Here is a 24735-nt window from a genome sequence, read left to right as displayed (position 1 = left end):
CTCAGGCCGGCAGGCTGGCGTAGAGGAGAACGGCCAGCACGACGCTGACCGCCCAGAACGAGTCGAGCCGGTCCATCACGCCACCGTGCCCGGGAATAAGATGACTGGAATCCTTGGCGCCGAACCGGCGCTTCATGCTCGATTCAAAGAGATCGCCGCCCTGGGACAGGATGGCGGAGCCGAGGGTCAGCGCCACCAGCCCGAAGCCGCCGAAGGTCCAGCCCAGGCCATAGGAGTTGCGCGCGACATGCACCACCGCCAGGCCCGCGAGCGTTCCGCCGGCGACGCCGCCGATGAAGCCGGACCAGGTCTTCTTGGGGCTGATGCGCGGCCACAGCTTGGGGCCGCCCACGGAGCGACCGACGAAATAGGCTGCGATGTCGGTGATCCACACCACCGCGAACATCCAGAAGATCGCCACGACGCCGAAGGACGGGTCGCCCCTGAGGTCGATCGGGACCACCGCCAGCACAGCCGCGTAGACCACGCCCGCGGCGGCCCAGCCGCGGCGCGACGGCGCCAGGGCGGCGACGAGCAGCGCGCCGGCCAGGACGACCGCCCAGGCCCGCGGCTCCGGCGCCTCGGAGACCTCCGCCATGGTCCCGGCGAAGGCGATCGCCAGTCCGCCGACCGTCCAGCAGATCGTCATCCGCGTTCCGCCGAGGCCGATCAGCGACAACCACTCGCGCAGCACCAGCACCGACGCCATGGTCCAGAACAGGCCGAAGGACCAGCCGTCGATCCAGGCCGTCCCGATCGCCAGGACCGCCATGACGACGCCGGAGAGGACGCGCAGCGTGAGTTCCGACGGCCCGGCGGGCGGCTTGACCGCTTCGGGCGCAGGATCGCTCAAGCGCTGGCTCCCACCCTGACGGACACGCCGCCGAAGCGGCGATCGCGCGCGTGGAACTCGGCGATGGCGCTTTCGAGCGCAGCACGGTCGAAATCCGGCCAAAGCACCGGCGTGAAGACGAACTCCGAATAGGCGGCCTGCCACAGCAGGAAGTTGGAAAGCCTCACCTCGCCGGAGGTCCGGATCACGAGGTCCGGGTCCGGCACGCCGTGGGTGTAGAGCCGGGCGGCGAGCGCCTCGGGCGTGATCGCGGAGGCGTCGATCTTGCCGGCTGCGACGTCGCGCGCCAGGGCGGCGGCGGCCTCGGCGATCTCCTGGCGGGATCCGTAGTTGAACGCCACCACGAGCGTCAGGCCGGCGTTGTCGCGCGTCAGGCTTTCGGCCTCGCTCAGAAGCGACTTGATCTCGTCGGACAGCCCCTCTCGCGTGCCGGCGATCCTGACGCGGACCTGGTTGCGATGCAGGTCGGCGAGATCGTTGCGGATGAAACGCTTCAGGAGCCCCATGAGGTCGCTGACCTCCTGGGCCGGACGGCGCCAGTTCTCCGACGAGAAGCTGTACACCGTGAGGTATCGGATCCCGAGGTCGATGGCGCTGCGCACCGTGCGGCGCAGGGCCTCGACGCCACGGCGGTGCCCTTCGAACCGGGGCAGCCCGCGCGCCGCCGCCCAGCGGCCGTTCCCATCCATGATGATCGCCACATGGGCCGGCGCGCCGCCGCCCGCCTGGGAGGCGAGCGCTTCAGGACCCGGATTGCTGATGGGCGCCATGGGGCTGATGCTCATGCCGGCCGCCTAGACCTGCATGATCTCCTTTTCCTTCGACGCCAGAGCCGCGTCGATCTCGGCGATGGTCTGGTCCGTCACCTTCTGCACCTGGTCGGACTGGCGGTCGAGGTCGTCCTTGCTGACATGGCCGTCCTTCTCCAGCTTCTTGAGCAGGTCCAGGCCGTCGCGGCGGACATGGCGGGCGGCCACGCGGGCCTCCTCGGCGTATTTATGGGCGACCTTGACCATCTCCTTGCGGCGCTGCTCGTTCAGCTCCGGAATGCGGATGCGCATGGTCTGGCCTTCGGTGGCCGGGTTGAGGCCGAGATTGGAATCCCGGATCGCCTTCTCCACCGCGCCGACGAGGCTGCGGTCCCAGACCTGCACGGTGAGCATGCGGGGCTCGGGCACGTTGATGGTCGCGACCTGGCTGATCGGGGTGGGCGAGCCATAGGCGTCGACCTGGATGGGATCGAGCAGATTGGGGGAGGCCCGGCCCGTCCGCAGGCTGGCGAGATCCTTCCCGAACGCCTGAACGGCGCCGGCCATGCGACGTTTCAGATCGCCGAGATCGAATTGTGTACTCATCGTGACACCCGGATTCGTGCTGCACCGTTTGCGATGGGCTTACGCCCGCCGGCTGACAGGTTCAAGGGGTGACGCAAGACGCGTCACCGAAGGGACACCCCGTCAGGGCGTCACCCGGGTCGCCGGCGCGGCGCCCGTGAGGATGGCGGTGACGGCTCCCGGCCCGTGCGCGGAGCCGACGATGATCGGCAGGCGGTTCTCACGCGCGAGGGCGAATGCCGCCGTGTCCATCACCTTCAGGTCCTGCTGGATCGCCTGGTCATGGGTCAGGACGTCGTAGCGGGTGGCCTCCGGGTGGGTCTTCGGATCGGCCGAATATACTCCGTCCACCTGGGTGGCCTTCAGCACGGCGTCGCAGTTCAGCTCGATGGCGCGCAGCACCGCCGCAGTGTCGGTGGTGAAGAACGGATTGCCGGTGCCGCCTCCCAGCACCACCACCCTGCCCTTTGCGAGATGATGCAGCGCCGGCTGCCTGGCGAAAGTCTCGCAGACGGACGGCATGGCCACCGCCGACATGGTGCGGGCCGAGGCCCCGGCCGCCTCCAGGGCGCTTTCCAGCGCGATGGAGTTCATGACCGTGGCGAGCATGCCCATGGAGTCCGCCGTGGCGCGGTCGATCCATCCCGCCGCCCCGACCTTCGCGCCGCGGATGACGTTGCCCCCGCCGATCACCACGGCGATGCGGAACCCGGCGTCGACGGCGGATTTCAGATCGGCGGCGAGCGTGGTGAGGGTCTGCGGATTGAGCCAGTACCCGTCTGCGGCGATCAAAGCCTCGCCCGAGAGCTTCACCAAGACCCGCTTGCCGTCACTCATGCGCACGCTCCGCGATCGAAAGGGCCGCCATGCAAAAACGGCGGCGCCGTGCGCCGCCGTTCGAAGGAGAGACCGTCAGGCCTGGCCGCCCGCGGCGGCCGCGACTTCCGCGGCGAAGTCGCTCTCCTGCTTCTCCACGCCTTCGCCGAGGGCGTAGCGGACGAAACCCTTGAGGGAGATCGCGCCGCCGATCCGGCCTTCGCTCTCCTTGACGGCCTGGGCGACCGTCTTGGAGGGATCGTGCACGAAGGCCTGGTCCACGAGGCAGACCTCCTTGTAGTAGCTCTTCAGCCCGCTCTCGACGATCTTCTCGAGCACATGGGCCGGCTTGCCGGCGTTCTTGTCGGCGAGGACGCCCTTCTCGCGCGCCACGACGGCGGGATCGAGGCCGGCCGCATCGAGCGCCTGCGGGTTGGCGGCGGCGATGTGCATCGCGATCTGGCGACCGAGGCCGGCGAGCTCGATGGGGTCGCCCGTCGACTCCAGCGCGACGATCACGCCGATCTTGCCGAGGCCCGGAGCCACGAGGTTGTGGATGTACTGCCCGACCACGCCCTTGTGGACCTGCAGTTCCGCGGCGCGGCGCAGCGTCATGTTCTCGCCGATGGTCGCGATGGCGTTGGCGACCGCCTCCTGGACGGTTCCGCCGCCCGGATAGTGCGTGCCGAGAAGCGCCTCCACGTCGGCGGACTTCTCCAGCGCGACGTCCGCGATGGCGCGGGCGAGCGCCTGGAATTCCTCGTTGCGCGCCACGAAGTCGGTCTCGGAGTTGACCTCCACGACCACGCCGCGATTCTCGCGGACCGCGACGGCGACGAGGCCCTCGGCCGCGACGCGGCCAGACTTCTTGGCGGCCTTGGCGAGGCCCTTCTTGCGCAGCCAGTCGATCGCCTGCTCGACGTCGCCCGCATTGGCCTCAAGCGCGGCCTTGCAGTCCATCATGCCCGCGCCGGTCTTCTCGCGCAGATCCTTCACCAGAGCGGCGGTGATCGTAGCCATGGTTCACCTTTCGATCGATCATGTGAAAACACGGGGGCGGCTGGCCGCTCCCGTGACAGGCGGACCCTGGCCCGCCCCCTCAACCTTGCATTCGGCTCCGAAGGAGACGCCCGGTGCGGGCGCTCCCTCCGGAGATCCCGATCAGGCGTTCTCGAGCAGGCCGCGAGCCTGGGCGACCCAGCCGTCGCGCTCGATGCGGCCGTTCAGCTTGGCCGTGGCGTCGACCTGGGCGATGTCGGCCGGGGTCATGGCGGCGAACTGCCAGTAGTGGAACAGGCCGGTCTCGTTCAGCTTCTTCTCGAGCTGCGGGCCGACGCCGGTCAGCTTGGACAGGTCGTCCGGGGCGCCGCGCGGAGCCGCGAGCAGCTCGAACGTCTCGCCGGCCGCCGGAGCGGCGGCGTCGGCGGGAGCGAGCTCCTCCTCGACGGGGGCCTCGAACGCGCCCACGTCGACGCCGAGCGCGCCCTGGCCGCGGGAGATGCCGTCGATGGCGGCGCGCGAAACGAGGTCGCAATAGAGCGCGATGGCGCGGCCCGCGTCATCGTTGGCGGGCACCGGATAAGTGATGCCGTCCGGATCGCAGTTCGTGTCGACGATGGCGGCCACCGGGATGCCGAGGCGCTTGGCCTCCTGGATCGCCAGCTGCTCCTTGTTGGTGTCGATCACGAAGATCAGGTCGGGCACGCCGCCCATGTCCTTGATCCCGCCGAGAGCGCGCTCGAGCTTGTCCTTCTCGCGGGACAGCATCAGGCGCTCCTTCTTGGTCAGGCCCGACGCGCCGGAGGCGAGCGTCTCATCGACCTTGCGCAGGCGCTGGATCGAGCCGGAGATGGTCTTCCAGTTCGTCAGCATGCCGCCGAGCCAGCGGGAGTTGACGTAGTACTGGGCCGAGCGCTTCGCCGCATCGGCGATCGAATCGGCCGCCTGGCGCTTGGTGCCGACGAACAGCACGCGGCCGCCCTGGGCCACGGTGTCGGACACCGCCTGAAGGGCGCGGTGCAGCATCGGCACCGTCTGGGCGAGATCGATCACGTGGATGTTGTTGCGGGTGCCGAAGATGTATTGCTGCATCTTCGGGTTCCAGCGGTGCGACTGGTGACCGAAATGAGCGCCGGACTCGAGGAGCTGGCGCATGGAAAAATCTGGCAGAGCCATGGTGGTCTACTTCTCCGGTTGAGCCTCCGCGGAAAGTGAACCGGGAGCTGTCCCCCGGGCACCGGAACGGCCTGAGCCGATAAATCCGCGTGTGGAATGCGCGCGCTTATAGTCGGGCGACGCACGAAGCGCAAGCGCGCGGAGCGCCCCCTTACAAATCCGCAATCTTGCTCCCATATCCTGCGGGCGCGGGCATGGGGCTCGCGCAGGCCCTGATGGTAGGACCATGATGTCGATGATCACGTCGCGGCGCAGCCGCGTTCTCCTCACCGCCGCCGCCGTGCTCGCGCTGGGCCTCGGCGCTGCCGAGGCGCGGCCCGGTCAAGGCGGCAGTTTCGGCAGCCGCGGAACGAAGACGTTCTCCGCGCCCCCGCCGACCGCGACCGCCCCGCGCACCGCCGCCCCGATGGAGCGCACGATCACCCAGCCCGGAGCCCCGTCCTCGGTGGCGCAGGCCCCCGCCGGCCAGCGCGGCGGCTTCTTCGGCCGGCCCGGCTTCGGCATGGGCCTGATGGGCGGCCTGCTCGGCGCTGGCCTGCTCGGCGCGCTCATGGGCAACGGTTTCTTCGGAGGCCTCGGCGGGATCGCGTCGTTCCTCGGCCTCTTGCTGCAGGTCGCGCTCGTCGGCGGACTCGTGATGCTGGCGCTGCGCTGGTTCCGCTCTCGCAACGCCGTCGCGCCGAACGGCCCGGCGATGGCCGGAGCCGCCTCCAACGCCCGATCCGATCTCGGCGGCGCGCTGGGCGGCGCTGGCTATGGTTCAGGCATCGGCTTTGGCGGCGCCTCGGCTGCCCCGGCGCAGCCGGCCGTCCAGCCACTCGAAATCGGCCCGCAGGACTATGCGGCTTTCGAAAAGCTGCTCGCCGACGTCAACGCCGCCTGGGACGCGGAAAACGAAGGGACGCTGCGCCGTTTCACGACGCCCGAAATGGCGGCCTATTTCGGTGAGGAGCTCTCGCGCAACGCGGCCAATGGCCAGCACGACCGGGTGAAGGACGTGAAGCTGCTGCAGGGCGACCTCGCCGAGGCCTGGCGCGAGGGTCCGGTGGACTTCGCCACCGTGGCGATGCGCTTCTCGGTGGTGAACGCCCTCTTCGAGCGCGCCAGCGGCAAGGTGGTGGGCGGCGACCCGGTGAAGCCGCAGGAGGTCACCGAGATCTGGACCTTCCGCCGCGACGCCGGCGAGGGCTGGAAACTTTCCGCGATCCAGCAGCAGGCCTGAGCCTGTCCTGAACGCATGCGATGGGGCGCCGAGCGATCGGCGCCCTTTTTCATGGCCCGCGTTTTCAAGGCCCGCGTTTTCATGGCCCGGGCTCCGGCCCGCAAAGGGCATGCCAGCCATTCGGCGGCCCGATTGGCTTTGACCTGCGGCGCCCGGGCCACCAAGATGCGGGCCTTCGCCACAGGACACGTGACAAGGCCATGCTCACCAATCTGCAGACGCGCGACGTCGAGACTCTCATCCATCCCTATACGAACCTGGCGACCTTCCGACAGGCGGGGCCCCTGGTGCTGGAAAGCGGCAAGGGGGTCTGGGTCTATGACAGCGACGGCAAGGCCTATATCGAGGGCATGGCCGGCCTCTGGTGCACGTCGCTCGGCTACAGCAACGAAGAGCTGGTGGAGACGGCGCGCGAGCAGATGTCCCGCCTGCCCTTCACGCATCTCTTCGGCGGCAAGAGCCACGATCCCGCGATCGAGCTGGCCGAGAAGCTGAAGGAGATCGCGCCGATGCCGGTCTCCAAGGTGTTCTTCGGAGCCTCAGGATCGGACGCCAACGACACCCAGGTCAAGCTGATCTGGTACTACAACAACGCCATCGGGCGCCCGAAAAAGAAGAAGATTATCGCCCGGCTGAAGGGCTATCACGGGGTCACGGTCGCGTCGGCCTCGCTCACCGGACTGCCGAACAACCACATCGACTTCGACCTCCCGATCCCCAACATCCTCCACACCTCCTGCCCCCACCACTATCGCTTCGCCCACGAGGGCGAGACGGAGGAGGAGTTCGCCACCCGGATGGCGGACGAATTGGAGGAGATGATCCTCAAGGAAGGGCCGGACACGGTGGCGGCGTTCATCGCCGAGCCGGTCGGCGGCGCGGGCGGGGTCACCGTCCCGCCTCCCACCTATTACGAGAAGGTCCAGAAGGTCCTCGACAAATACGACGTGCTGTTCATCGCCGACGAGGTGATCTGCGGCTTCGGGCGCCTCGGGACCATGTTCGGCTCGGAAGCGATGGGCATGCGGCCCGACACCATGTCGCTCGCCAAGGCGATCACATCCGCCTATTTCCCGGTCTCGGCCGTCCTGATCCCGGAGAAGATCTACGACGCCATGCTGGACGAGAGCCGCAAGATCGGCACCTTCGGCCATGGCAACACCTATGCGGGGCACCCGGTCGGCGCCGCGATGGGGGTCAAGACCATCGAGATCTACCAGCGCGACAACATCATCGGCCATGTGCAGTCGCTTCTGCCCGGCTTCTGGCGCCATCTGGACGGCCTGAAGGAGCACCCGCTGGTCGGCGAGGTGCGCGGCAAGGGCCTCGTGGCCGGCGTCGAGCTGGTGGCGGACAAGGCCACCAAGCGCGCCTTCCTGGCCAAGCAGGCCGTCGGCGCGATGGCGACGTCGCTGGCCCAGGAGGAAGGGCTGATCGTCCGCAATCTCGGCGACACGATCGCGATCTGCCCTCCGCTGATCATCAAGGACGGCGAAGTCGACGAGATGTTCGGCAAGCTGACGCGCGCCCTCGATCGTCTCGAGGCGCATGTCCGCCGCGACGGGCTGCGCGCCGGATAAAGCGTCGCCGGCCCCATCGGATAGTCGGCGCCGTGCGTCCGCGCACGGCGCCGCACCAGGGCGCGCGCTTAACGTCTCGTTCACCGTGAGGCTTCAATCAGGGGCCTCCACTGGCCTTGTGCGCGAGCCGCCCCGTTTCGTCCACAAGACCGCCATCGCCCGGCTTGATTGCCGAAGCAGTCTGGCTCGTCTCCCGCGAAAGCCGGGAGATGAGGAAACGGTTCACGAGGACATCATGCCCGCCCACCAAGCCCAACCGCGCGTCCCCGAGAAGCAGGCGCCCTCGAACCCGCGCCGGGCCTCGGACGTCGACAAATACTCCCCGATCGGGATTCCGGCGGTCGCGGCCGCCACGGCGCAGCTGCGCAGCGCGCAGATCGACGAAGCGCTGCGCGCCGCGGGCTTCCGCAAGGACATCCCCGCCGTCCTGAGGGACGACGACGAGACGGCCTGACCGGGCCGCCGACATGGAAAAGCCGGCGGGACCATCCGCCGGCTTCTTCATTCAGGGCCGGGCGTCGCCTGAGGCCCGCGTCACTTGACGATGACGGTCGCTCCCGTGGGGACGCGGTTGTACAGGTCGATGACGTCGATGTTGCGCATCCGGATGCAGCCGGAGGAGACGGCCTTGCCGATCGTCTCGGGCTCGTTGGTGCCGTGGATGCGGTAGAGCGTGTCCTTGTTGCCTTCGAACAGGTACAGCGCCCGGGCGCCGAGCGGGTTCTCCGGCCCGCCCTTCGTGTAATGCACATGCGGCCAGCGCTTGATCATCTCGGCCGGCGGATGCCAGTCCGGCCACTCGGCCTTGCGCTGGACGGTGGCCCGGCCGGACCAGCCATAGGCCTCGTCCCCCACCGCCACGCCGTAGCGGACCGCCTTGCCGTTGGGCTCGACGAGGTAGAGGAAGCGCGACTTGGTGTCGACCACGACCGTGCCGGGCTTCTCGCCGGTCGGGTCGTCGATGCGGTAGCGCTCGAACGGGCGATAGAGCTCGGCCGTCGGCACCATCGCCATCCATTCCGCGTCGCGGCTGCTGACCTCGGGCGCCGGGATAGGTTCGTAGCGGCAGCCGGCGACGGCCGACGCCACCCCGAAGGCGAGCAAGAGAGACATGAGCCGCATCGAAAAACCACCTTCGTCAAGCGCCGCCTTCCGCGACTCGGATCAGCGATACCAGATTATGCCCGCATAGGCTGTTGTCTGTCGGACGCATCACGAGGCTTTGTTTCGCGCCGGCTGGACTTCGGCCGGCGCCATGATCTCCCGCAAACCCGCCCCGCGCTCATTGCCGGATGGACGGAACGCGGCGCAGGGGCGACAATCTCGGCAACGAGAACGCTCCCCGGGAGGCGACGTGACGACCCTGCTGATCACCCACCCCTGCTTCATCCGGCATCAGACCCCGATGGGTCATCCCGAGCGGCCGGACCGCATGCGCGTCGTCGAACGCATCCTCGAGCATGAGCGCTTCCAGTCGCTGCAGCGGGAGGCGTCTCCCGAGGCGACCATCGCGCAGCTCTGCCTGGCCCATCCGGAGGAGTATGTGCTGGGCCTGCAGGAGGCGGCGCCCGCCAGCGGGCTCGTGCAGCTCGACGCCGACACCACCATGTCGCCCGGCACCTGGGAGGCCACCGTGCGGGGCGCGGGCGGCGCGATCCTGGCCGTCGACGAGGTCGTGTCCGGGCGGGTCGACAACGCCTTCCATGCCGCCCGCCCGCCGGGACATCACGCCGAAAAGACCCGGGCCATGGGCTTTTGCTTCTTCAACAACGCCGCCGTCGCGGCGCGCCACGCCCAGAAGGCGCATGGGATCGGCCGGGTCGCGATCGTCGACTGGGACGTGCACCACGGCAACGGCACGCAGGACATCTTCTGGGACGACCCGAGCGTGATGTATTGCTCGACCCATGAGATGCCGCTCTATCCGGGCACGGGCGCGACCCGCGAGCGCGGCGAGCACGACACCATCGTCAATGCGCCGCTGCGGGCCGGCGACGGCGGATCTGAGTTCCGGGAGGCGTTCGAGGTCGCGGTGCTGCCGCGGGTCGAGGCGTTCCAGCCCGACCTGATCATCATCTCGGCCGGGTTCGACGCCCATGTGCGCGATCCGCTCGCCAACCTCAATCTGGTCGAGGCCGATTTCGGCTGGGCCACGGCGAAGCTGATGGACATCGCCGACCGGCACGCCAAGGGACGCGTCGTCTCGCTCCTGGAGGGCGGATACGACCTGGAAGGGCTGGCCCGCTCCACCGCGGCCCATGTGATGACCCTGATGCGCGGCGGCTGACCCGTCCGAAGCCGCGCCACCGCTCGCCGCAGGCAGAGCGGCCCCGCGCCCCGCGCGGGGATCGCCGCGCGGGGCGGGATGGACTCTCTCGCCCGCCGCTCCATCTTGCGGACACGCGGCGGCCACGCCGCAGCCCTTAGCCAGAGCGGCGCGGCCTTGTCGGCATCGCCCCTTCGTCCCCAGAGAGGGAGCCTGCCAGCGCTGCGTCCGAGCGGCTCGCGCGGCGGCTCGACGCCATGAACGCTTCTCCCCCCGACGCGATCCGCCCCGCCCTCACCCATGAGGAGATCCGCCTCGTCATTCTCGGGATCCTCGTGGCCATGTTCCTGGCCGCCCTGGACCAGACCATTGTGGCGACGGCGCTGCCCACCATCGGGCGCGAGCTGGGCGATGCGGAGTTGCTGTCCTGGATCGTCACCGCCTATCTGGTGACCGCGACGGCCATCACGCCCCTCTACGGCAAGCTCAGCGACATCCATGGGCGACGTCCCACCATGCTGGTGGGGATCGCGGTGTTCATCCTGGGCTCGATCGCCTGCGCGCTCGCGCCCAACATGATCGCCCTCATCCTGGCCCGCGCCCTGCAGGGGCTCGGCGGAGGCGGGCTGATCTCGATGGCGCAGACCATCATCGCCGACATGGTCGCCCCCAAGGAACGGGGCCGCTACCAGGTTTATATCGCCGGCGTCTTCGTCAGCTCGAGCCTGGCCGGGCCCGTGCTGGGCGGCTTTTTCGCCGAGCACCTGCACTGGTCGATCATCTTCTGGATCAACATCCCGCTCGGGATCGTGGCCTTCGCGATGACCAACTCGCTGCTGCGCAAGTTGCCGCAGAACAACCGGCCGCACTCGCTGGACGTGCTCGGCGCCGTGTTGATGATCACCGCGACGACGCTGCTGCTCCTCGCCCTGAACTGGGGCGGATTGCGCTACTCCTGGACGTCGTGGCAGGTGTCCACCCTCCTGGCGGCGTCCGCCGGCGGATGGGTCGCGTTCGGGCTACGGCTGGGCTCGGCCAGCGAGCCGCTCATCCCGCTCACGCTCTTCGCCAACGGCGTGGTCCGCAACGGCACGCTGGCGGCCTGCTTCGGCATGGGCGCCTTCATCGGCATGACCATCTACACGCCCGTCTACCTGGAGACCGTGAAGGGCCTTTCGGCCAGCGATTCGGGCCTCGCGCTCATTCCACTGATGATCGGCACCGTGATGGGCGCCACCATCTCGGGCCGCGCCATGGCGCACGTCACCCATTACAAGCGGCTGCCCATGGGCGGCCTGCTGGTGGCGATCGGGGCGGTGCTGGCGCTGGCCCGCTGGGGCGCGGACCTGCCTTTCGTAGGGTTGGAGATCCTGTTCGGCGTCATCAGCCTCGGCCTCGGCACGCTTTTGCCGGTCACGACCGTGTGCATCCAGAACGCCGCCCCGGCGCACCAGCTCGGGACGGCGACGGCCAGCATGAACTTCTTTCGCAGCCTCGGCGGCGCGCTGCTGGTCGCGGCGTTCGGAGCCATCCTGCTGGCCGGGGGCGTGGTCGGGGGGCTTCACGGCTCGACGCCGGGCCAGGCCCATGCGGCCGCGGATCCCGGCGCGCTCGCCGCCTTCGCCCATATGTTCCAGGGCGCCGCCGCGTCGCTGGCGATGGCGTTGGTCTTTCTCATCGCGATGGAGGAGAGGCCGCTGCGCAGCCGTTCCGCCCCGGCGCCCGCGGCCGACTGATCGCGCGAAACGGCGCCTTGCCCGATCCCGGGCACGGGCAAGCTCCCTGCTGCTTCAGGTCGCGCCATGGAGGGTCGCGCCGGATCACCGGTGCGGTCCGCGCCTGCCCGTGTTCGGACAGTTGTGCAACAGTTCAGAACAGTTTCAGCAACATGGGTTCAAAGATCCAGCACGTGATCGTATAGAGACGAGACTCCATTGCCCGTCATTGCGATGCCCAGGCCCGCTTGGACTGAAACGTCGTCGTGACGCCCCCTATACAGTCGAAACACGCAGGATCCGGACCGGGCATCATGAAGCGCGAACAGATCGAGAGGGCCGAGAAGACATTGCAGCGCATGCTCGACTGGATCGCCCGGCACGACACGCGAAGCGCTGCGGTGCTGGGCATCAGCCTCGCCATGCTGGGCGCCCTGTCGTCGTCCATTCCCGCGCCTTCCCATTGGACGTGGCCGTACGGCGTCGCGCTTGCGGCGTCGGCCGTGGGCTTCGGGTTCGTGCTGGCCGAATTGCTGCGCGGTCAGTTCCCGCGCTTCCGGGCCACGCCGTCCCTCTTCTTCTTCGGGACGGTCGCGGGGCTCACCCTGCAGGAGTACCAGCGCCAGTTCGGCGCGCTCGACGAGGATGGGTACCTGGAGGACCTGCTGACGCAGTGCTACACGAATTCGAGAATCCTGCGCTCGAAGTTCCGGTCGCTCAAGCGGTCGATCATCGGGCTGATGTTCACCGCGCTTCCCTGGGCCGCCGCCCTGGGCCTGGGCAAGGGACTGTGACGGCCTGACCTTCAGGCCGCGGCTTCGTCCGTCTTGTGACGCTTGCGGCTGACCAGTTTCGGCGGGCCCGCCTTGTCGGGCGTGATCTTGGCGCCGTGCTTCTTGGCGTATCGCAGGACGCGCTTGAGCGCCTTGCGCTCCTCCGAGAGGGCGGCCAGATGGGCTTCGGCCCGCCCCAGGCCTTCGTCCGCCAGCAGCGCGGCGGCGGCCCCCTCCAGGCTGGCCGCACGGGCCGCGACGGCGGAGTACTCCCTTACGCTGCGGGCGCTTTCGTAAGCCTCGTGCAGCGCGGCGAACTTCTTCTGCGCTTTCAATCCCATGACGGGCTCCTCTGTGCGAGAGCCAGCCTACCAAGCGCGACTGTCACAATCCATGCGGGCGTCCATCGGCGAATTCGCCGCATGCCGAATTCAGCTTGATCCCTCGCCGCCGGGGTCTACGATCTGGCACAACAAATGCCAGTGCGGCGAACCCGCCCAAGCGAGTGCATGCGTATGACAGTCCCCATCGGGCGCCCCCGGCCCGCTGAGCAGACCCCCATCCTGTCCGTCGAAGGCCTGACCATCTCGGTCCGCGGGCGGGAGCATGCGACGACGTTGGTGGAGGATGTCTCGTTCTCGCTCGATGCGGGGCGGACGCTGTGTCTGGTCGGCGAGTCGGGTTGCGGCAAGAGCATCACGTCGCTCGCCGTCATGGGCCTGCTGGCGTCGCCTCCGCTCGAGATCAGCGCCGGCGAGATCCTGTTCGAGGGTCGCGACCTGCGGTCGTTGCCGGCCCGGGAGCGCGCCGACCTGCGGGGCGACCGGATGACGATGATCTTCCAGGAGCCAATGACCTCGCTGAACCCGGCCTTCACGATCGGCGACCAGATCAGCGAGGTGGTGCTGCGCCACCGCCGTTCGACGCCCGCCCAGGCCCGCGAGACCGCCCTGGACATGCTCAGGAAGGTGCGCATTCCCTCGCCCGAGAAGCGGCTGGACGAGTTCCCGCACCAGCTTTCCGGCGGCATGCGCCAGCGCATCATGATCGCCATGGCGCTCGCCAACGGGCCGCGGCTGCTGATCGCCGACGAGCCCACGACGGCGCTCGACGTCACCATCCAGGCCCAGATCCTGTCGCTTGTGCGCGCCCTGCAGCAGGAGACCGGCACGGCCATGCTGCTGATCACCCACGATCTCGGGGTGGTGGCCGAGGTCGCCGACGACGTCGCGGTGATGTATGCGGGCCGCATCGTGGAGCGCGCGCCGGTGCGCGAGATCTTCGCCGATCCGCAGCATCCCTACACGATCGGCCTGATGGGCTCCCTGCCGTCGTTGACCGGCCGGGAGGAGCGCCTGGCCACGATCCCCGGCAGCGTGCCGCCCGCCGACCGCATGCCGAAAGGCTGCCGCTTCGCGCCGCGCTGCCCCTTCGCGATCGCGGCCTGCACGACTGCGCCGCCGCCCCTGGTCGAGGTGGCGCCGGGCCACGAGGCCGCTTGCATCCGCGCTCCGCTCGAGCTGCACGTCACGGAGGCGGCGTGAGCGCGATCCTGGAGGCCGAGGGCCTCAAGAAGCATTTCCGCAGCGGCGGCGGGCTGTTTGAGAAGCCCACCGTCATCCGCGCCGTGGACGGCGTGTCCTTCGCGGTCGAGAAGGGCGAGACCCTGGCCATCGTCGGCGAGTCCGGCTGCGGCAAGTCCACCGTGGGGCGCATGCTGATGCGGCTCATCGAGCCCACGGCGGGATCCGTCTCGTTCGAGGGCCAGGACCTCGTCGGGCTCGACGCCGCGGGCCTGCGCCGCCTCCGGGGCGAGATGCAGATGGTGTTCCAGGACCCGTTCTCGTCGCTCAACCCGCGCATGACGGTGGCCGACATCGTCGGCGAGCCGCTGTGGCTGCATGGCGAGGGCTCCACCAAGGCCCGCCGCGAAAAGACCCTCGACCTGCTGCAGACCGTGGGGCTGCGCCCCGACCACGCCGACCGCTACCCGCACGAGTTCTCGGGCGGACAGCGCCAGCGCATCGGGATCGCCCGCGCGCTCGCCAGTTCGCCCCGTCTGGTGATCGGCGACGAACCCGTCTCGGCGCTGGACGTCTCGATCCAGGCGCAGGTGATCAACCTGCTGGAGGACTTGAAGGAGCGCTTCGCCCTCACGCTGATCATCATCGCCCATGACCTCGCCGTGATCCGGCACATGAGCGACCGGGTCATCGTCATGTATCTCGGCAAGATCGTCGAGGTCGCCCCGACGGCGTCCCTGTACGCGGAGCCGCTGCATCCCTACACGCGCGCGCTTCTCAGCGCGATCCCGCTGCCGATCCCGGGCGTCCGGGCCGAGCGCCGCTTGCTGGAGGGAGACATCCCCAGTCCGGCGAACCCGCCCTCGGGCTGCCGCTTCCACACCCGCTGCCCGTTCGCGCAGGAGCGCTGCAGGGTCGAGGAGCCGCTCCTGAGGGGATCGGAGGGACGGCTCGCCGCCTGCCATTTCTACGAGACCCTTCCGCCGGAGACGGCGGGCCGGGCGCTCGGACCAGCCGACAGCCCCGCGAAAGCGCGCAGGCTGGCGCTCTACAAGGATCACCGCCGACGCCAGGAGATCGGCGCCCGGCCGGATGCGCCGATCGAGACAACGACGCCCAGGGGAGAACTGACGCCATGACGACGACCACACACCGAACGCTGCGCCACCTGGCCTGCGCGACCGCGCTCACGGTCGCGACCGCCGGTTTCGCGGGCGGCGCCTTCGCGCAGTCCCTGCGGGTCGGCCTTGCCGAGGACGCCGACGTCATGGACCCCCACCAGGCCCGCACCTTCGTCGGCCGCATCGTCTTCACGGCGCTCTGCGACAAGCTCGTGGACGTCTCGCCCGACCTGAAATTCACGCCGCGGCTGGCGACGTCGTGGGAGTGGGCGCCGGACAACAAGTCGCTGACGTTCAAGCTGCGCAGCGGCGTCAAGTTCCACGACGGCGAGCCCTTTGACGCCGAGGCCGTCAAGTTTAACATCGAGCGCGCCAAGACGCTGCCGGAATCCCGCCGCAAGAGCGAGATCGCCTCGGTGGAGAAGGTGGAGGTCGTCGATCCGATGACCGTCCGCCTGGTCATGAGCCAGCCGGACGTGACCGTGCTGGCGCAGCTTTCGGATCGCGCCGGCATGATGGTGTCGCCCAAGGCCGCCAAGGAGGCCGGCGCCAATCTGGGCGCCAAGCCGGTCTGCTCCGGGCCCTACAAGTTCGTCGAGCGCGTGCAGAACGACCGCATCGTGCTGGAGAAGTTCCAGGACTACTGGAACAAGCAGGCCTTCTCCTTCGACAAGATCACCTATCTGCCGATCCCCGACTCAACCGTCCGGCTCGCCAATCTCCGGTCGGGCGATCTCGACATCATCGAGCGCCTCGAGCCGACCGACGTAAAGACCGCCAAGGGCGACGCGAACCTGACGACAACGTCCGCCGTGGGCCTCGGCTACCAGGCGATCAACGTCAACCTGGCCAATTCCGACCGCGCCAAGACGCCGATCGGCCAGGACAAGCGCGTGCGCCAGGCGCTAGAGCTCTCGCTGGATCGCGACGCCATCAACCAGGTGGTGTTCGAGGGCCAGTTCAGCCCCGGCAACCAGTACTTCTCGCCCAAGAACTTCTACTACAACGCCCAGATCCCGATCCCGCAGCGCGACGTGGAGAAGGCCAAGGCGCTCCTGAAGGAGGCCGGCGTGAAGACGCCGGTCAAGTTCGAGGTCACCATGTCCAACAGCCCGCGCTCGCAGGCGGTCATGCAGGTGATCCAGTCCATGGCGGCGGAGGCCGGCTTCGACATCCAGCTGCGGGCGACCGAGTTCGCCACCATGCTGAACGAGGGCACCAAGGGGAACTTCGAAGCCAACCAGTATGGCTGGTCGGGCCGGCCCGATCCGGACGGCAACATCCACGCCTTCGTGACCTGCAAGGGCAACCTGAACGACTGGAAGTACTGCAATCCGGAGGTGGACAAGCTGCTGGACGAGGCGCGCACCATCTCCGACCAGAACGAGCGCAAGAAGCGCTATGACGCCGCGCAGGCGATCCTGGCCAAGGACCTGCCGGTGATCACGATCTATCACGAGAGCTGGATCTGGGGCCTGAAGAAGTCGCTGACCGGCTTCCAGCCCCACCCGGACGGCATGATCCGCCTCGAGAACGTGAAGAAGTCGTGAGGCCGCGGCGCGCCCCCACAGGGGCGCGCCCCACCAGGGCAGGTATGATGATCGCCAACTCGCCGTCATCCCCGGCGGCCTGCGCAGCGGGCCAGGACCAGGATGCCGTTCACGGCCTCGCTTGCGTTTCGCGGCCAGGCGCCCGGCTGCCGGATCCCCTTCCCCTGCGCCGGTTCGCGGCGCCGGCCGGGGATGACGGCGAGGGTTCGGTCGATCCGTTATCCGCGAGGCGTCGTCCATGCTGAGCTTCATCGGGCGGCGCATTCTCATCGCGATCCCGACCATCATCCTGGTGTCGATCTTCGTCTTCACGCTGCAAAAGCTGCTGCCGGGCGATCCCATCCTGGTGCTGGCGGGCGAGGAGCGCGATCCGGCGGTGATCGAGCTCCTGCGCGAGAAGTACCATCTCAACGACCCTCTCCCGATCCAGTACCTCGCCTGGGCGGGCCAGGCCCTGCAGGGCAATCTCGGGGTCTCGCTGCGCACCAATGTGCCGGTGCTGGCGTTGATCAAGGACAAGCTGCCCGTCACCCTGCAGCTCGCCGCCATGGCGATGAGCTTCGCCATCCTGATCGGCATCCCGGCCGGCGTGATGGCCGCCGTGCGCAAGGGCACGGCGTGGGACTACGGGGCGACCGCCGTCGCGCTGTGGGGGCTCTCCATCCCCAACTTCTTCCTCGGCATCCTGCTGATTTTCCTGATCTCGGTGCAGCTGAACTGGCTGCCGGCGTCCGGCTACACGCCGCTGAGCGAGAGCGTGTCGCAGAACCTGAAGACGATGATCATGCCGGCCTTCGTGCTCGGCAACGCGCTCGCCGCATCGATGATGCGCCACACCCGAAGCGCCATGCTGGGGGTGTTGCGGCAGGACTATGTGCGCACCGCCCGCGCCAAGGGACTGCTGGAGCCGCGCGTGATCCTCAAGCACGCGCTGCGCAACGCGCTGATCCCGGTCGTGACCATCGGCACGCTGCTGTTCGGCGAGCTGCTGGCCGGCGCGGTGCTGACCGAGCAGATCTTCACGATCCCGGGCTTCGGCAAGCTCATCGTCGACGCCGTGTTCAACCGCGACTACGCGGTCGTGCAGGGCGTCGTCCTGTGCACCGCGATCGGCTATATCGGCCTCAACCTGCTGGCCGACGTGCTCTACGTGGTGCTCAATCCCAGGCTGAAGGTGCGCTGATGACCATCGCGCTCGACACGGCCGAACAGGCCATCCCGGCGCCGCGAAGCCGGGTCTGGGGCAAGCTCCTGCGCAACCGCTCCGCGCTGATCGGCGGGACCGTGGTCGTCGCCTTCGCGCTGATCGCGTTCCTCGGCCCGTATGTGCTGGCGGACGATCCGATCAAGACGTCCTGGTCGCTGGTGCGCAAGGCCCCGTCCTGGGCGCACTGGTTCGGCACCGACGACCTCGGCCGCGACGTGCTGGCGCGGGTGGTCTACGGCGCGCGGGCGTCGCTGCTGGCGGGCATCGTCTCGGTCACGATCGCGGTCTCCATCGGCGGGCCGCTCGGCCTGGCCGCCGGCTATTTCGGCGGCTGGATCGACGCCGTGATCTCGCGCTGCACGGAGGCGATGCTGGCCTGCCCGTTCCTGATCCTGGCCATCGCGCTGGGCAGCGTGCTGGGCGCGAGCCTGACCAACGCCATGATCGCGATCGGCATCGCGGCCGCGCCGATCTTCACCCGGCTCACCCGCGCGCAGACGCTGGCGGTGAAGACGGAGGACTATGTCGAGGGAGCCCGCGCCATCGGCCTGCCAGACCGGTGGATCCTGGCGCGCTACGTCATCCCCAACATCTTCGCCCCCATCCTGGTGCAGGCGACGCTGATCATCGCCCAGGCGATCATCGCCGAGGCGAGCCTGTCCTTCCTCGGGCTGGGCCAGCAGCCGCCAGCCCCGAGCTGGGGCGCGATGCTCAACACGGGCAAGAACTTCCTGCAGCAGGGGCAGTGGTGGATGTCGATGTTCCCCGGGGTCGGCATCTTCATGACCGTGCTCGGCTTCAACCTCCTGGGCGACGGCCTGCGCGACGCGCTCGACCCTCGCGAGACCTGACGCTTCGACCTGAACGGGTCCGCCGAGGCGCCTGCGCAGCTTCGGCGGATCGATCCCGATCTCCTCCCGCGCACAAGAAGGCGAAGGCCCATGTTCACCACCCGTCCCGAGATCCAGGGCACCTTCGGCGTCATCACGTCGACGCATTGGATCGCCTCCGCCGTCGGCATGGCGATCCTCGAGAAGGGCGGAAACGCCTTTGACGCCTGCGCGGCGGCCGGGTTCGTGCTGCAGATCGTCGAGCCGCATCTGTGCGGCCCGGCCGGGGAGGCGCCGGCGGTGTTCTATTCGGCCCGCACCGGGAAGGTGGAGGTGCTCTGCAGCCAGGGCGTGACGCCCGCCGGCGCGACCATCGAGGCCTACAAGGCGCGCGGCCTCGACCTGATCCCCGGCTCCGGCCTGCTGGCCACCGTCATCCCGGGCGCGTTCGACGGCTGGATGCTGCTGCTGCGCGAGCACGGATCCCTGCCGCTGCGCGACATCCTGGGTCCGGCGATCGGCTACGCCCGCGACGGCCACCCGATCCTGCCGCGCGTCTGCGACGGCATCGCCGCCCAGGCCGAGTTCTTCGCCAAGGATTGGCCGACCTCCGCGGCGACCTGGACCCCGGGCGGCAAGGTCCCCGAGCCCCGCTCGCTGTTCCGCAATCCCGTGCTGGCCGCCACCTATCAGCGCATCCTGGACGAAGCCGAGGCGGCTGGCGGCGACCGCGTCCGGCAGATCGAGGCGGCGCGCCACGCCTTCATGAAGGGCTTCGTGGCGGAGGCGATCGACCGCTTCTGCCGCACCACCGAGGTGATGGACGCCAGCGGCCAGAAGAACGGCGCCGTCCTCACCGGCCAGGACCTCGCCGGCTGGCAGGCCAGCTTCGACGCGCCGCAGACCTACGACTATCACGGCTGGACGGTGTGCAAGCAGCGCCCCTGGGGCCAGGGACCGGCGCTGCTGCAGTCGCTGTCGATCCTGAAAGGGTTCGACATCGCCAGCCTCGACCCGGCAGGGGCGGACTACATCCACCTCGTCGCCGAGGCGATGAAGCTCGCCTATGCGGACCGCGAGGTCTACTACGGCGACCCGGATTTCTGCGAGGTCCCGATCGAGCAGCTCCTCTCAGAAGCGCACGCGGCCGAACGCCGGAAGCTCATCGGCGATACGGCGTCCCGCGAGCTGCGCCCCTCGGTGCTGCCCGGCTTTGAGGAGCAGGTGCGCCATACGCTGGAGAACCTGTCGCGCCGCCGCCACCAGGGCACCGGCGTCGGGGCCGGCGAGCCGACCATGGCCCATCTCAAGACGGCCAAGCGCGGCGACACCGTCCACATCGACGTCATCGACCGGCACGGCAACATGATCTCGGCCACGCCGTCGGGCGGCTGGCTGCAATCCTCGCCGGTGATTCCGGAGCTCGGCTTCCCGCTCAACTCGCGCGCGCAGATGTTCTGGCTCGAGCCCGGCCTGCCGACCAGTCTCGCGCCCGGCAAGCGCCCGCGCACCACGCTGACGCCGTCGCTGGCGCTGAAGGACGGCGTCCCGACGCTCGTCTTCGGCACGCCGGGCGGCGACCAGCAGGACCAGTGGCAGCTATCGCTGTTCCTGCGCCGGGTGCATCACGGCCTCAACCTGCAGGAGGCGATCGACCTGCCGCTATTCCACACGGGGCACTTCCCGTCCTCCTTCTACCCGCGCGAGTCGAGGCCCGGCCACCTGATGGTGGAGTCCAGCGTGGGCGAGGCCACCATCGCCGAGCTGCGCCGGCGCGGCCACGACGTGGAGGTCGCCGAGCCCTGGACGGTGGGGCGCCTGACGGCGGCCGAAAAGGGCGCCGACGGCGTGCTCAAGGCCGCCGCGACGCCGCGCCTCATGCAGGCCTACGCGATCGGGCGCTGAGCGCCCCCGCCCCCCTCTGGAGCTGACATGACCTGGTCCATCGTCGCCAAGGATCCGCAGACCGGACACTTCGCCGTCGCGGTCGCCACCCGCTTCTTCGCCGTGGGGGCGCTCTGCCCCGTCGGCGGCGGAGGCGTCGGCGCCCTCGCCACGCAGGCCCTCATCAACCCTCTCTACGGCTACAAGGGCCTGCGCATGCTCGCCGACGGCATCCACGCCGAGCACATCGTGGCCGCGCTCACCGGTCACGACGACGGCCGGGACCAGCGCCAGCTGCACGTGATCGACCGGGAGGGCCGGAACGCCGCCTGGACCGGCCCCGCCTGCGTCGACTGGTGCGGGCACCTCATCGCCGAGAACGTCTCGGTGGCGGGCAACATGCTGGCCGGCCCGGCCGTGGTCGCCGACACGCTCGCCGCCTACCAGGCCCATGGCGACCGGCCGCTGGCAGAGCGGCTGATCCTGGCGCTGGAGGCCGGCGAGGCGGCCGGGGGCGACAAGCGGGGCAAGCAATCCGCCGCGCTCAAGGTCTGGACCACCGAGGAATACCCCATCCTCGACATGCGGGTGGACGACCATCCCGATCCCCTCGCCGAGCTGCGGCGGCTCTGGACGGTGGCGCATGAGCGCTACATCCCGTTCTCGGGCGCCTTCGCGACGCGCGCGAACCCGGCCGGCGTGACCAGCCGTCCCGCGATCGACCGCATGGTCGAGGAGTTCCAGGCCGCCCGCGCCGGCAAGGCCTAAAGCATGCTGCGAACAGGTGGAATCCGGGCTTTCGCACGAAGCATGCGACACCCCATAAACCCAGGCCATGCTGCGCTTTCATCGAAACACAGCATGGCCTAGCGCCGGGCCTCCGCCAGCGGTCGCGTGTATGCTGCGCGTCCTTGCGGCTGCGAATCGTCCATGCGCCCTGCCCTCCTGAACCCGCTCTTCGCGCCCGTCACCGCGCTGCCCGGCGTCGGACCGAAGATGGCGCCGCTCTACGACACGCTGCTGGGCGAGCCCGGCAGGCCCGCGCGCGTCGTCGACCTCCTGTTCCATCTGCCGCATGGCGTCATTGACCGCAGCGCCCGCCCCCGCATCGCGGACGCGCCGCTGGACGCCATCGTCACCCTGGAGGTCAGGGTGGACGAGCATCGGCCCGGTCCCCCGAACCGCCGCAACGCGCCCTACCGCGTGGTGGTCAGCGACGACAGCGGCGACATCGCGCTGGTCTTCTTCAACGCCTCGGCCCGCCGCATGGAGGCGCTTCTGCCGCTCGGCGAGAAGCGGTGGGTGTCTGGCCGCATCGAGATGTGGGACGGCCGCCGGCAGATGGTGCACCCCGACAGGGTGCTCGACGCCGCCGCCGTCGAAACCATGCCGCCTTTCGAGCCGGTCTACGGCCTGACGGCCGGGCTTGGTCCGCGCAGCATCGCCAAGGCGGCCGGCGCGGCGGTGGAGCGCATCCCGACCCTGCCGGAGTGGCAGGACGCGGCCTGGCTGCGGTCGCGCAAGTCGCCGTCCTTCGCCGACGCCCTGCGCGCCCTGCATCATCCGTCCGCGGCCGCCGCCCTGGCTCCCGACGCGCCGGCCCGCATCCGCCTCGCCTATGACGAGCTCCTGGCCAGCCAGCTCGCGCTGCTGCTGGCGCGCCAGCACATGAAGAAGGCGGCGGGACGGTCCCAGGCCGGCAACGGCCGCATCGCGGAGCGTCTCATCCGGTCGCTTCCCTTCGGGCTCACCGGCGCCCAGACCGCCGCCATCGCCGACATCCGCAAGGACCTCGCCGCGCCCGAGCGCATGCTGCGGCTGCTTCAGGGCGATGTCGGCTCGGGCAAGACCGTCGTGGCCCTGATCGCGATGGCGACCGTCGTCGAAGCGGGCCGCCAGGCCGCCCTGATGGCGCCGACCGAGATCCTGGCCCGCCAGCATTACGAGAAGCTGCGGCCGCTGGCGGAAGCGGCGGGCCTTCGCGCTGCGCTGCTGACGGGGCGCGACAAGGGCGCCGGCCGGCGCGCGGTGCTGGAGGGCCTCGCGTCGGGGGACGTCGACATCCTGTTCGGCACTCACGCGCTGTTCCAGGAGGACGTCGCCTTCTCCGACCTCGGCATGGCGGTGGTGGACGAGCAGCATCGCTTCGGCGTGCACCAGCGGCTCGCCCTGTCGCGCAAGGGCGAGGCCGTGGACGTGCTGGTCATGACCGCGACCCCGATCCCGCGGACGCTCGTGCTGTCCTATTTCGGCGACATGGACGTCTCGGTCCTGCGCGAGAAGCCGGCCGGGCGCCAACCGATCGACACCCGGGTCGTCTCGCTGGACCGGCTCGACGAGGTCGTGTCCGGGGTGGGCCGGGCGATCGCCTCGGGGGCGCGGGCCTATTGGGTCTGTCCGCTGGTGGAGGAGAACGAGGAGCTCGACGTCGCCGCCGCGCAGGAGCGCTTCGAGACGCTCACCCAGATCTTCGGCGCGCGCGTGGGCCTGGTGCACGGCCAGATGAAGGGCAAGGACAAGGACGCCGCCATGGCGGCCTTCGCGGCGGGCGAGACCGCCATCCTGGTGGCGACGACCGTCATCGAGGTGGGGGTGGACGTGCCGGAGGCCACCATCATCGTCATCGAGCACGCCGAGCGTTTCGGCCTCGCCCAGCTTCACCAGCTCAGGGGCCGCGTCGGGCGCGGCAGCGGCAAATCCAGCTGCCTGCTCCTCTACAAGGCGCCGCTCGGCGAGGTCGCGAAGGCGCGGCTGGAGACCATGCGGCGGACCGAGGACGGCTTCGAGATCGCCGAGGAGGACCTGAAGCTTCGCGGCGAAGGCGACGTGCTGGGCACGCGGCAGTCCGGCATGCCGGGCTTCCGCCTGGCCGTCCCGGAAAAGCACGGCGAACTGCTCCAGGCGGCGCGCGACGACGCCAAGCTCGTGCTCGCCACCGATCCGGACCTCGCCGGAGACCGGGGCCAGGCGCTGCGGGCGCTGCTCTACCTCTTCGAGCGCGACGCCGCCATCCGGCTGATCCGCGCCGGTTGAGAAGCCCCGGAAATCCTTTGCAGACCCGGGCTCCGGGCCCTAGTTTCCCGCCATCCCGCCGGAGTCCCTCATGCGCATCGCTTCCTGGAACGTCAATTCGGTGAAGGCCCGGCTGGAGCACCTGCTCGCCTGGCTGAAACAGGCCGAGCCGGACGTGGTCTGCCTGCAGGAGATCAAATGCCTCGACGAGGCGTTCCCGACGACGGACGTGGAGGCGCTGGGCTACAACGTCGCGACCCACGGCCAAAAATCCTATAACGGCGTCGCGATCCTGTCGAAGCGGCCCTTCGAGGTCATGCGAGGCCTGCCGGGCGACGACGAGGATACGCAGTCGCGCTACATCGAGGCCGAGATCCCGACCGACACGGGCGCGGTGCGGGTCGCGTCGATCTACCTGCCCAACGGCAACCCGCCGCTGACCGAGAAATACGACTACAAGCTCGCCTGGATGGACCGCCTCACCGCGCACGCGGCGTCCCTGCTGGCCCTGGAGGAGCCGCTCGTCCTGGCGGGCGACTACAACGTCATCCCGACCCCGCGCGACGTGCACAATCCGGCGGCCTGGGCCGGCGACGCGCTGTTCCTGCCGCGCACGCGCGAGCGGTTCCGCGAGCTGCTCGCGCTGGGCTTCACGGACGCGTTCCGGGCCTGCGACGACCGGGACGGGCAATACACGTTCTGGGACTATCAGGCGGGCGCCTGGCAAAAGAACCACGGCATCCGGATCGACCACCTGCTGCTCTCGCCGCAGGCGGCGGACCGGCTGCAGACCTGCGTGATCGACAAGCAGGTCCGCGCCTGGGAGAAGCCCTCGGACCACGTGCCGATCCGCGTCGACCTCGCCCTCTAGGGC

At 69.4% G+C, this 24735-nt stretch carries 23 protein-coding genes; 15 read left to right on the top strand and 8 right to left on the bottom strand.

Annotated elements, in window-relative coordinates; all coding sequences use genetic code 11:
• Position 1: 1 nt before the first annotated feature.
• The 6 genes from ABEG18_RS07840 to ABEG18_RS07815 form a co-directional block, all read right to left on the bottom strand.
• A complete protein-coding gene (locus ABEG18_RS07840) occupies positions 2 to 853 on the bottom strand; it encodes a phosphatidate cytidylyltransferase (protein WP_406857514.1) in 852 nt (283 codons plus the stop codon).
• Complete coding sequence (locus ABEG18_RS07835; RefSeq protein ID WP_406858563.1) at positions 850 to 1623, bottom strand: isoprenyl transferase; 774 nt, start codon at positions 1621 to 1623, stop codon at positions 850 to 852. The genes ABEG18_RS07840 and ABEG18_RS07835 overlap by 4 nt, the downstream gene beginning before the upstream one ends.
• A gap of 24 nt (positions 1624 to 1647) precedes the next feature.
• Positions 1648 to 2208 carry a ribosome recycling factor gene (gene frr / locus ABEG18_RS07830; RefSeq protein WP_406857513.1) on the bottom strand — a complete coding sequence of 187 codons (561 nt, stop codon included), beginning with the start codon at positions 2206 to 2208 and terminating at the stop codon, positions 1648 to 1650.
• Positions 2209 to 2310: 102 nt separating this feature from the next.
• Positions 2311 to 3024, bottom strand: coding sequence for a UMP kinase (gene pyrH, locus ABEG18_RS07825; protein WP_406857512.1), 714 nt, complete (start codon positions 3022 to 3024; stop codon positions 2311 to 2313).
• Between the two features lie 75 nt (positions 3025 to 3099).
• Positions 3100 to 4023: a translation elongation factor Ts gene (gene tsf / locus ABEG18_RS07820; protein WP_406857511.1), complete on the bottom strand. Its 924-nt coding sequence runs from the start codon at positions 4021 to 4023 to the stop codon at positions 3100 to 3102.
• 141 nt (positions 4024 to 4164) lie between these two features.
• Complete coding sequence (locus ABEG18_RS07815) at positions 4165 to 5178, bottom strand: 30S ribosomal protein S2 (RefSeq protein ID WP_406857510.1); 1014 nt, start codon at positions 5176 to 5178, stop codon at positions 4165 to 4167.
• Between the two features lie 226 nt (positions 5179 to 5404).
• Here ABEG18_RS07815 and ABEG18_RS07810 point away from each other — a divergent pair, with 226 nt between their 5' ends.
• The 3 genes from ABEG18_RS07810 to ABEG18_RS07800 all read left to right on the top strand — a co-directional run bounded on the left by ABEG18_RS07810 (position 5405) and on the right by ABEG18_RS07800 (position 8434).
• Positions 5405 to 6400, top strand: a complete 996-nt coding sequence (locus ABEG18_RS07810) for a TIM44-like domain-containing protein (RefSeq protein ID WP_406857509.1) — start codon at positions 5405 to 5407, stop codon at positions 6398 to 6400.
• Between the two features lie 200 nt (positions 6401 to 6600).
• A complete protein-coding gene (locus tag ABEG18_RS07805; RefSeq protein ID WP_406857508.1) occupies positions 6601 to 7980 on the top strand; it encodes an aspartate aminotransferase family protein in 1380 nt (459 codons plus the stop codon).
• A gap of 235 nt (positions 7981 to 8215) precedes the next feature.
• A complete protein-coding gene (locus tag ABEG18_RS07800; RefSeq protein WP_406857507.1) occupies positions 8216 to 8434 on the top strand; it encodes a hypothetical protein in 219 nt (72 codons plus the stop codon).
• 80 nt (positions 8435 to 8514) lie between these two features.
• Here ABEG18_RS07800 and ABEG18_RS07795 read toward each other — a convergent pair whose 3' ends face one another.
• Positions 8515 to 9102, bottom strand: a complete 588-nt coding sequence (locus ABEG18_RS07795; protein ID WP_406857506.1) for a L,D-transpeptidase — start codon at positions 9100 to 9102, stop codon at positions 8515 to 8517.
• A gap of 232 nt (positions 9103 to 9334) precedes the next feature.
• On the opposite strand from ABEG18_RS07795, the gene ABEG18_RS07790 reads away from it, so the two are divergent.
• The 3 genes from ABEG18_RS07790 (at position 9335) to ABEG18_RS07780 (ending at position 12755) form a co-directional block, all read left to right on the top strand.
• Positions 9335 to 10267 carry a histone deacetylase family protein gene (locus tag ABEG18_RS07790; RefSeq protein ID WP_406857505.1) on the top strand — a complete coding sequence of 311 codons (933 nt, stop codon included), beginning with the start codon at positions 9335 to 9337 and terminating at the stop codon, positions 10265 to 10267.
• A gap of 236 nt (positions 10268 to 10503) precedes the next feature.
• A complete protein-coding gene (locus ABEG18_RS07785) occupies positions 10504 to 11982 on the top strand; it encodes an MDR family MFS transporter (RefSeq protein ID WP_406857504.1) in 1479 nt (492 codons plus the stop codon).
• 293 nt (positions 11983 to 12275) lie between these two features.
• Positions 12276 to 12755, top strand: a complete 480-nt coding sequence (locus ABEG18_RS07780; protein ID WP_406857503.1) for a Pycsar system effector family protein — start codon at positions 12276 to 12278, stop codon at positions 12753 to 12755.
• Between the two features lie 11 nt (positions 12756 to 12766).
• Here the strand turns inward: ABEG18_RS07780 and ABEG18_RS07775 are convergent, their stop codons facing one another.
• Positions 12767 to 13075, bottom strand: coding sequence for a hypothetical protein (locus ABEG18_RS07775; protein ID WP_406857502.1), 309 nt, complete (start codon positions 13073 to 13075; stop codon positions 12767 to 12769).
• A gap of 168 nt (positions 13076 to 13243) precedes the next feature.
• On the opposite strand from ABEG18_RS07775, the gene ABEG18_RS07770 reads away from it, so the two are divergent.
• The 9 genes from ABEG18_RS07770 to xth all read left to right on the top strand — a co-directional run bounded on the left by ABEG18_RS07770 (position 13244) and on the right by xth (position 24732).
• Positions 13244 to 14278: an ABC transporter ATP-binding protein gene (locus ABEG18_RS07770; RefSeq protein ID WP_406857501.1), complete on the top strand. Its 1035-nt coding sequence runs from the start codon at positions 13244 to 13246 to the stop codon at positions 14276 to 14278.
• Positions 14233 to 15396 carry an ABC transporter ATP-binding protein gene (locus ABEG18_RS07765; RefSeq protein ID WP_406857500.1) on the top strand — a complete coding sequence of 388 codons (1164 nt, stop codon included), beginning with the start codon at positions 14233 to 14235 and terminating at the stop codon, positions 15394 to 15396. Before ABEG18_RS07770 ends, ABEG18_RS07765 begins: the two co-directional genes overlap by 46 nt.
• Positions 15397 to 15425: 29 nt before the next feature.
• Positions 15426 to 16928 carry an ABC transporter substrate-binding protein gene (locus tag ABEG18_RS07760; protein WP_406858562.1) on the top strand — a complete coding sequence of 501 codons (1503 nt, stop codon included), beginning with the start codon at positions 15426 to 15428 and terminating at the stop codon, positions 16926 to 16928.
• A 238-nt stretch (positions 16929 to 17166) separates the two neighbouring features.
• The gene (locus tag ABEG18_RS07755) at positions 17167 to 18111 is read left to right on the top strand and encodes an ABC transporter permease (protein ID WP_406857499.1); all 945 of its coding nucleotides are present in this window, start codon (positions 17167 to 17169) and stop codon (positions 18109 to 18111) included.
• Positions 18111 to 18986, top strand: a complete 876-nt coding sequence (locus ABEG18_RS07750; protein WP_406857498.1) for an ABC transporter permease — start codon at positions 18111 to 18113, stop codon at positions 18984 to 18986. Before ABEG18_RS07755 ends, ABEG18_RS07750 begins: the two co-directional genes overlap by 1 nt.
• A 90-nt stretch (positions 18987 to 19076) precedes the next feature.
• Complete coding sequence (locus ABEG18_RS07745) at positions 19077 to 20870, top strand: gamma-glutamyltransferase family protein (RefSeq protein WP_406857497.1); 1794 nt, start codon at positions 19077 to 19079, stop codon at positions 20868 to 20870.
• Positions 20871 to 20897: 27 nt separating this feature from the next.
• Complete coding sequence (locus tag ABEG18_RS07740) at positions 20898 to 21617, top strand: DUF1028 domain-containing protein (RefSeq protein ID WP_406857496.1); 720 nt, start codon at positions 20898 to 20900, stop codon at positions 21615 to 21617.
• A 162-nt stretch (positions 21618 to 21779) separates the two neighbouring features.
• Positions 21780 to 23882 carry an ATP-dependent DNA helicase RecG gene (recG, locus tag ABEG18_RS07735; RefSeq protein ID WP_406857495.1) on the top strand — a complete coding sequence of 701 codons (2103 nt, stop codon included), beginning with the start codon at positions 21780 to 21782 and terminating at the stop codon, positions 23880 to 23882.
• A gap of 70 nt (positions 23883 to 23952) precedes the next feature.
• The gene (xth, locus tag ABEG18_RS07730) at positions 23953 to 24732 is read left to right on the top strand and encodes an exodeoxyribonuclease III (protein ID WP_406857494.1); all 780 of its coding nucleotides are present in this window, start codon (positions 23953 to 23955) and stop codon (positions 24730 to 24732) included.
• Positions 24733 to 24735 lie beyond the last annotated feature (3 nt).

Source organism: Alsobacter sp. KACC 23698 (assembly GCF_045348435.1).
Lineage (GTDB): Bacteria > Pseudomonadota > Alphaproteobacteria > Rhizobiales > Beijerinckiaceae > Alsobacter.
This window is presented reverse-complemented; position numbering and strand designations above follow the sequence as displayed.

Coding starts and splice junctions, on each gene's coding strand:
- ABEG18_RS07835 (WP_406858563.1), bottom strand. CDS start 1,623: ATGGCGCCCATCAGCAATCCGGGTCCTGAAGCGCTCGCCTCCCAGGCG.
- frr (WP_406857513.1), bottom strand. CDS start 2,208: ATGAGTACACAATTCGATCTCGGCGATCTGAAACGTCGCATGGCCGGC.
- pyrH (WP_406857512.1), bottom strand. CDS start 3,024: ATGAGTGACGGCAAGCGGGTCTTGGTGAAGCTCTCGGGCGAGGCTTTG.
- tsf (WP_406857511.1), bottom strand. CDS start 4,023: ATGGCTACGATCACCGCCGCTCTGGTGAAGGATCTGCGCGAGAAGACC.
- ABEG18_RS07815 (WP_406857510.1), bottom strand. CDS start 5,178: ATGGCTCTGCCAGATTTTTCCATGCGCCAGCTCCTCGAGTCCGGCGCT.
- ABEG18_RS07810 (WP_406857509.1), top strand. CDS start 5,405: ATGATGTCGATGATCACGTCGCGGCGCAGCCGCGTTCTCCTCACCGCC.
- ABEG18_RS07805 (WP_406857508.1), top strand. CDS start 6,601: ATGCTCACCAATCTGCAGACGCGCGACGTCGAGACTCTCATCCATCCC.
- ABEG18_RS07800 (WP_406857507.1), top strand. CDS start 8,216: ATGCCCGCCCACCAAGCCCAACCGCGCGTCCCCGAGAAGCAGGCGCCC.
- ABEG18_RS07795 (WP_406857506.1), bottom strand. CDS start 9,102: ATGCGGCTCATGTCTCTCTTGCTCGCCTTCGGGGTGGCGTCGGCCGTC.
- ABEG18_RS07785 (WP_406857504.1), top strand. CDS start 10,504: ATGAACGCTTCTCCCCCCGACGCGATCCGCCCCGCCCTCACCCATGAG.
- ABEG18_RS07780 (WP_406857503.1), top strand. CDS start 12,276: ATGAAGCGCGAACAGATCGAGAGGGCCGAGAAGACATTGCAGCGCATG.
- ABEG18_RS07775 (WP_406857502.1), bottom strand. CDS start 13,075: ATGGGATTGAAAGCGCAGAAGAAGTTCGCCGCGCTGCACGAGGCTTAC.
- ABEG18_RS07770 (WP_406857501.1), top strand. CDS start 13,244: ATGCGTATGACAGTCCCCATCGGGCGCCCCCGGCCCGCTGAGCAGACC.
- ABEG18_RS07755 (WP_406857499.1), top strand. CDS start 17,167: ATGCTGAGCTTCATCGGGCGGCGCATTCTCATCGCGATCCCGACCATC.
- ABEG18_RS07750 (WP_406857498.1), top strand. CDS start 18,111: ATGACCATCGCGCTCGACACGGCCGAACAGGCCATCCCGGCGCCGCGA.
- ABEG18_RS07745 (WP_406857497.1), top strand. CDS start 19,077: ATGTTCACCACCCGTCCCGAGATCCAGGGCACCTTCGGCGTCATCACG.
- ABEG18_RS07740 (WP_406857496.1), top strand. CDS start 20,898: ATGACCTGGTCCATCGTCGCCAAGGATCCGCAGACCGGACACTTCGCC.
- recG (WP_406857495.1), top strand. CDS start 21,780: ATGCGCCCTGCCCTCCTGAACCCGCTCTTCGCGCCCGTCACCGCGCTG.
- xth (WP_406857494.1), top strand. CDS start 23,953: ATGCGCATCGCTTCCTGGAACGTCAATTCGGTGAAGGCCCGGCTGGAG.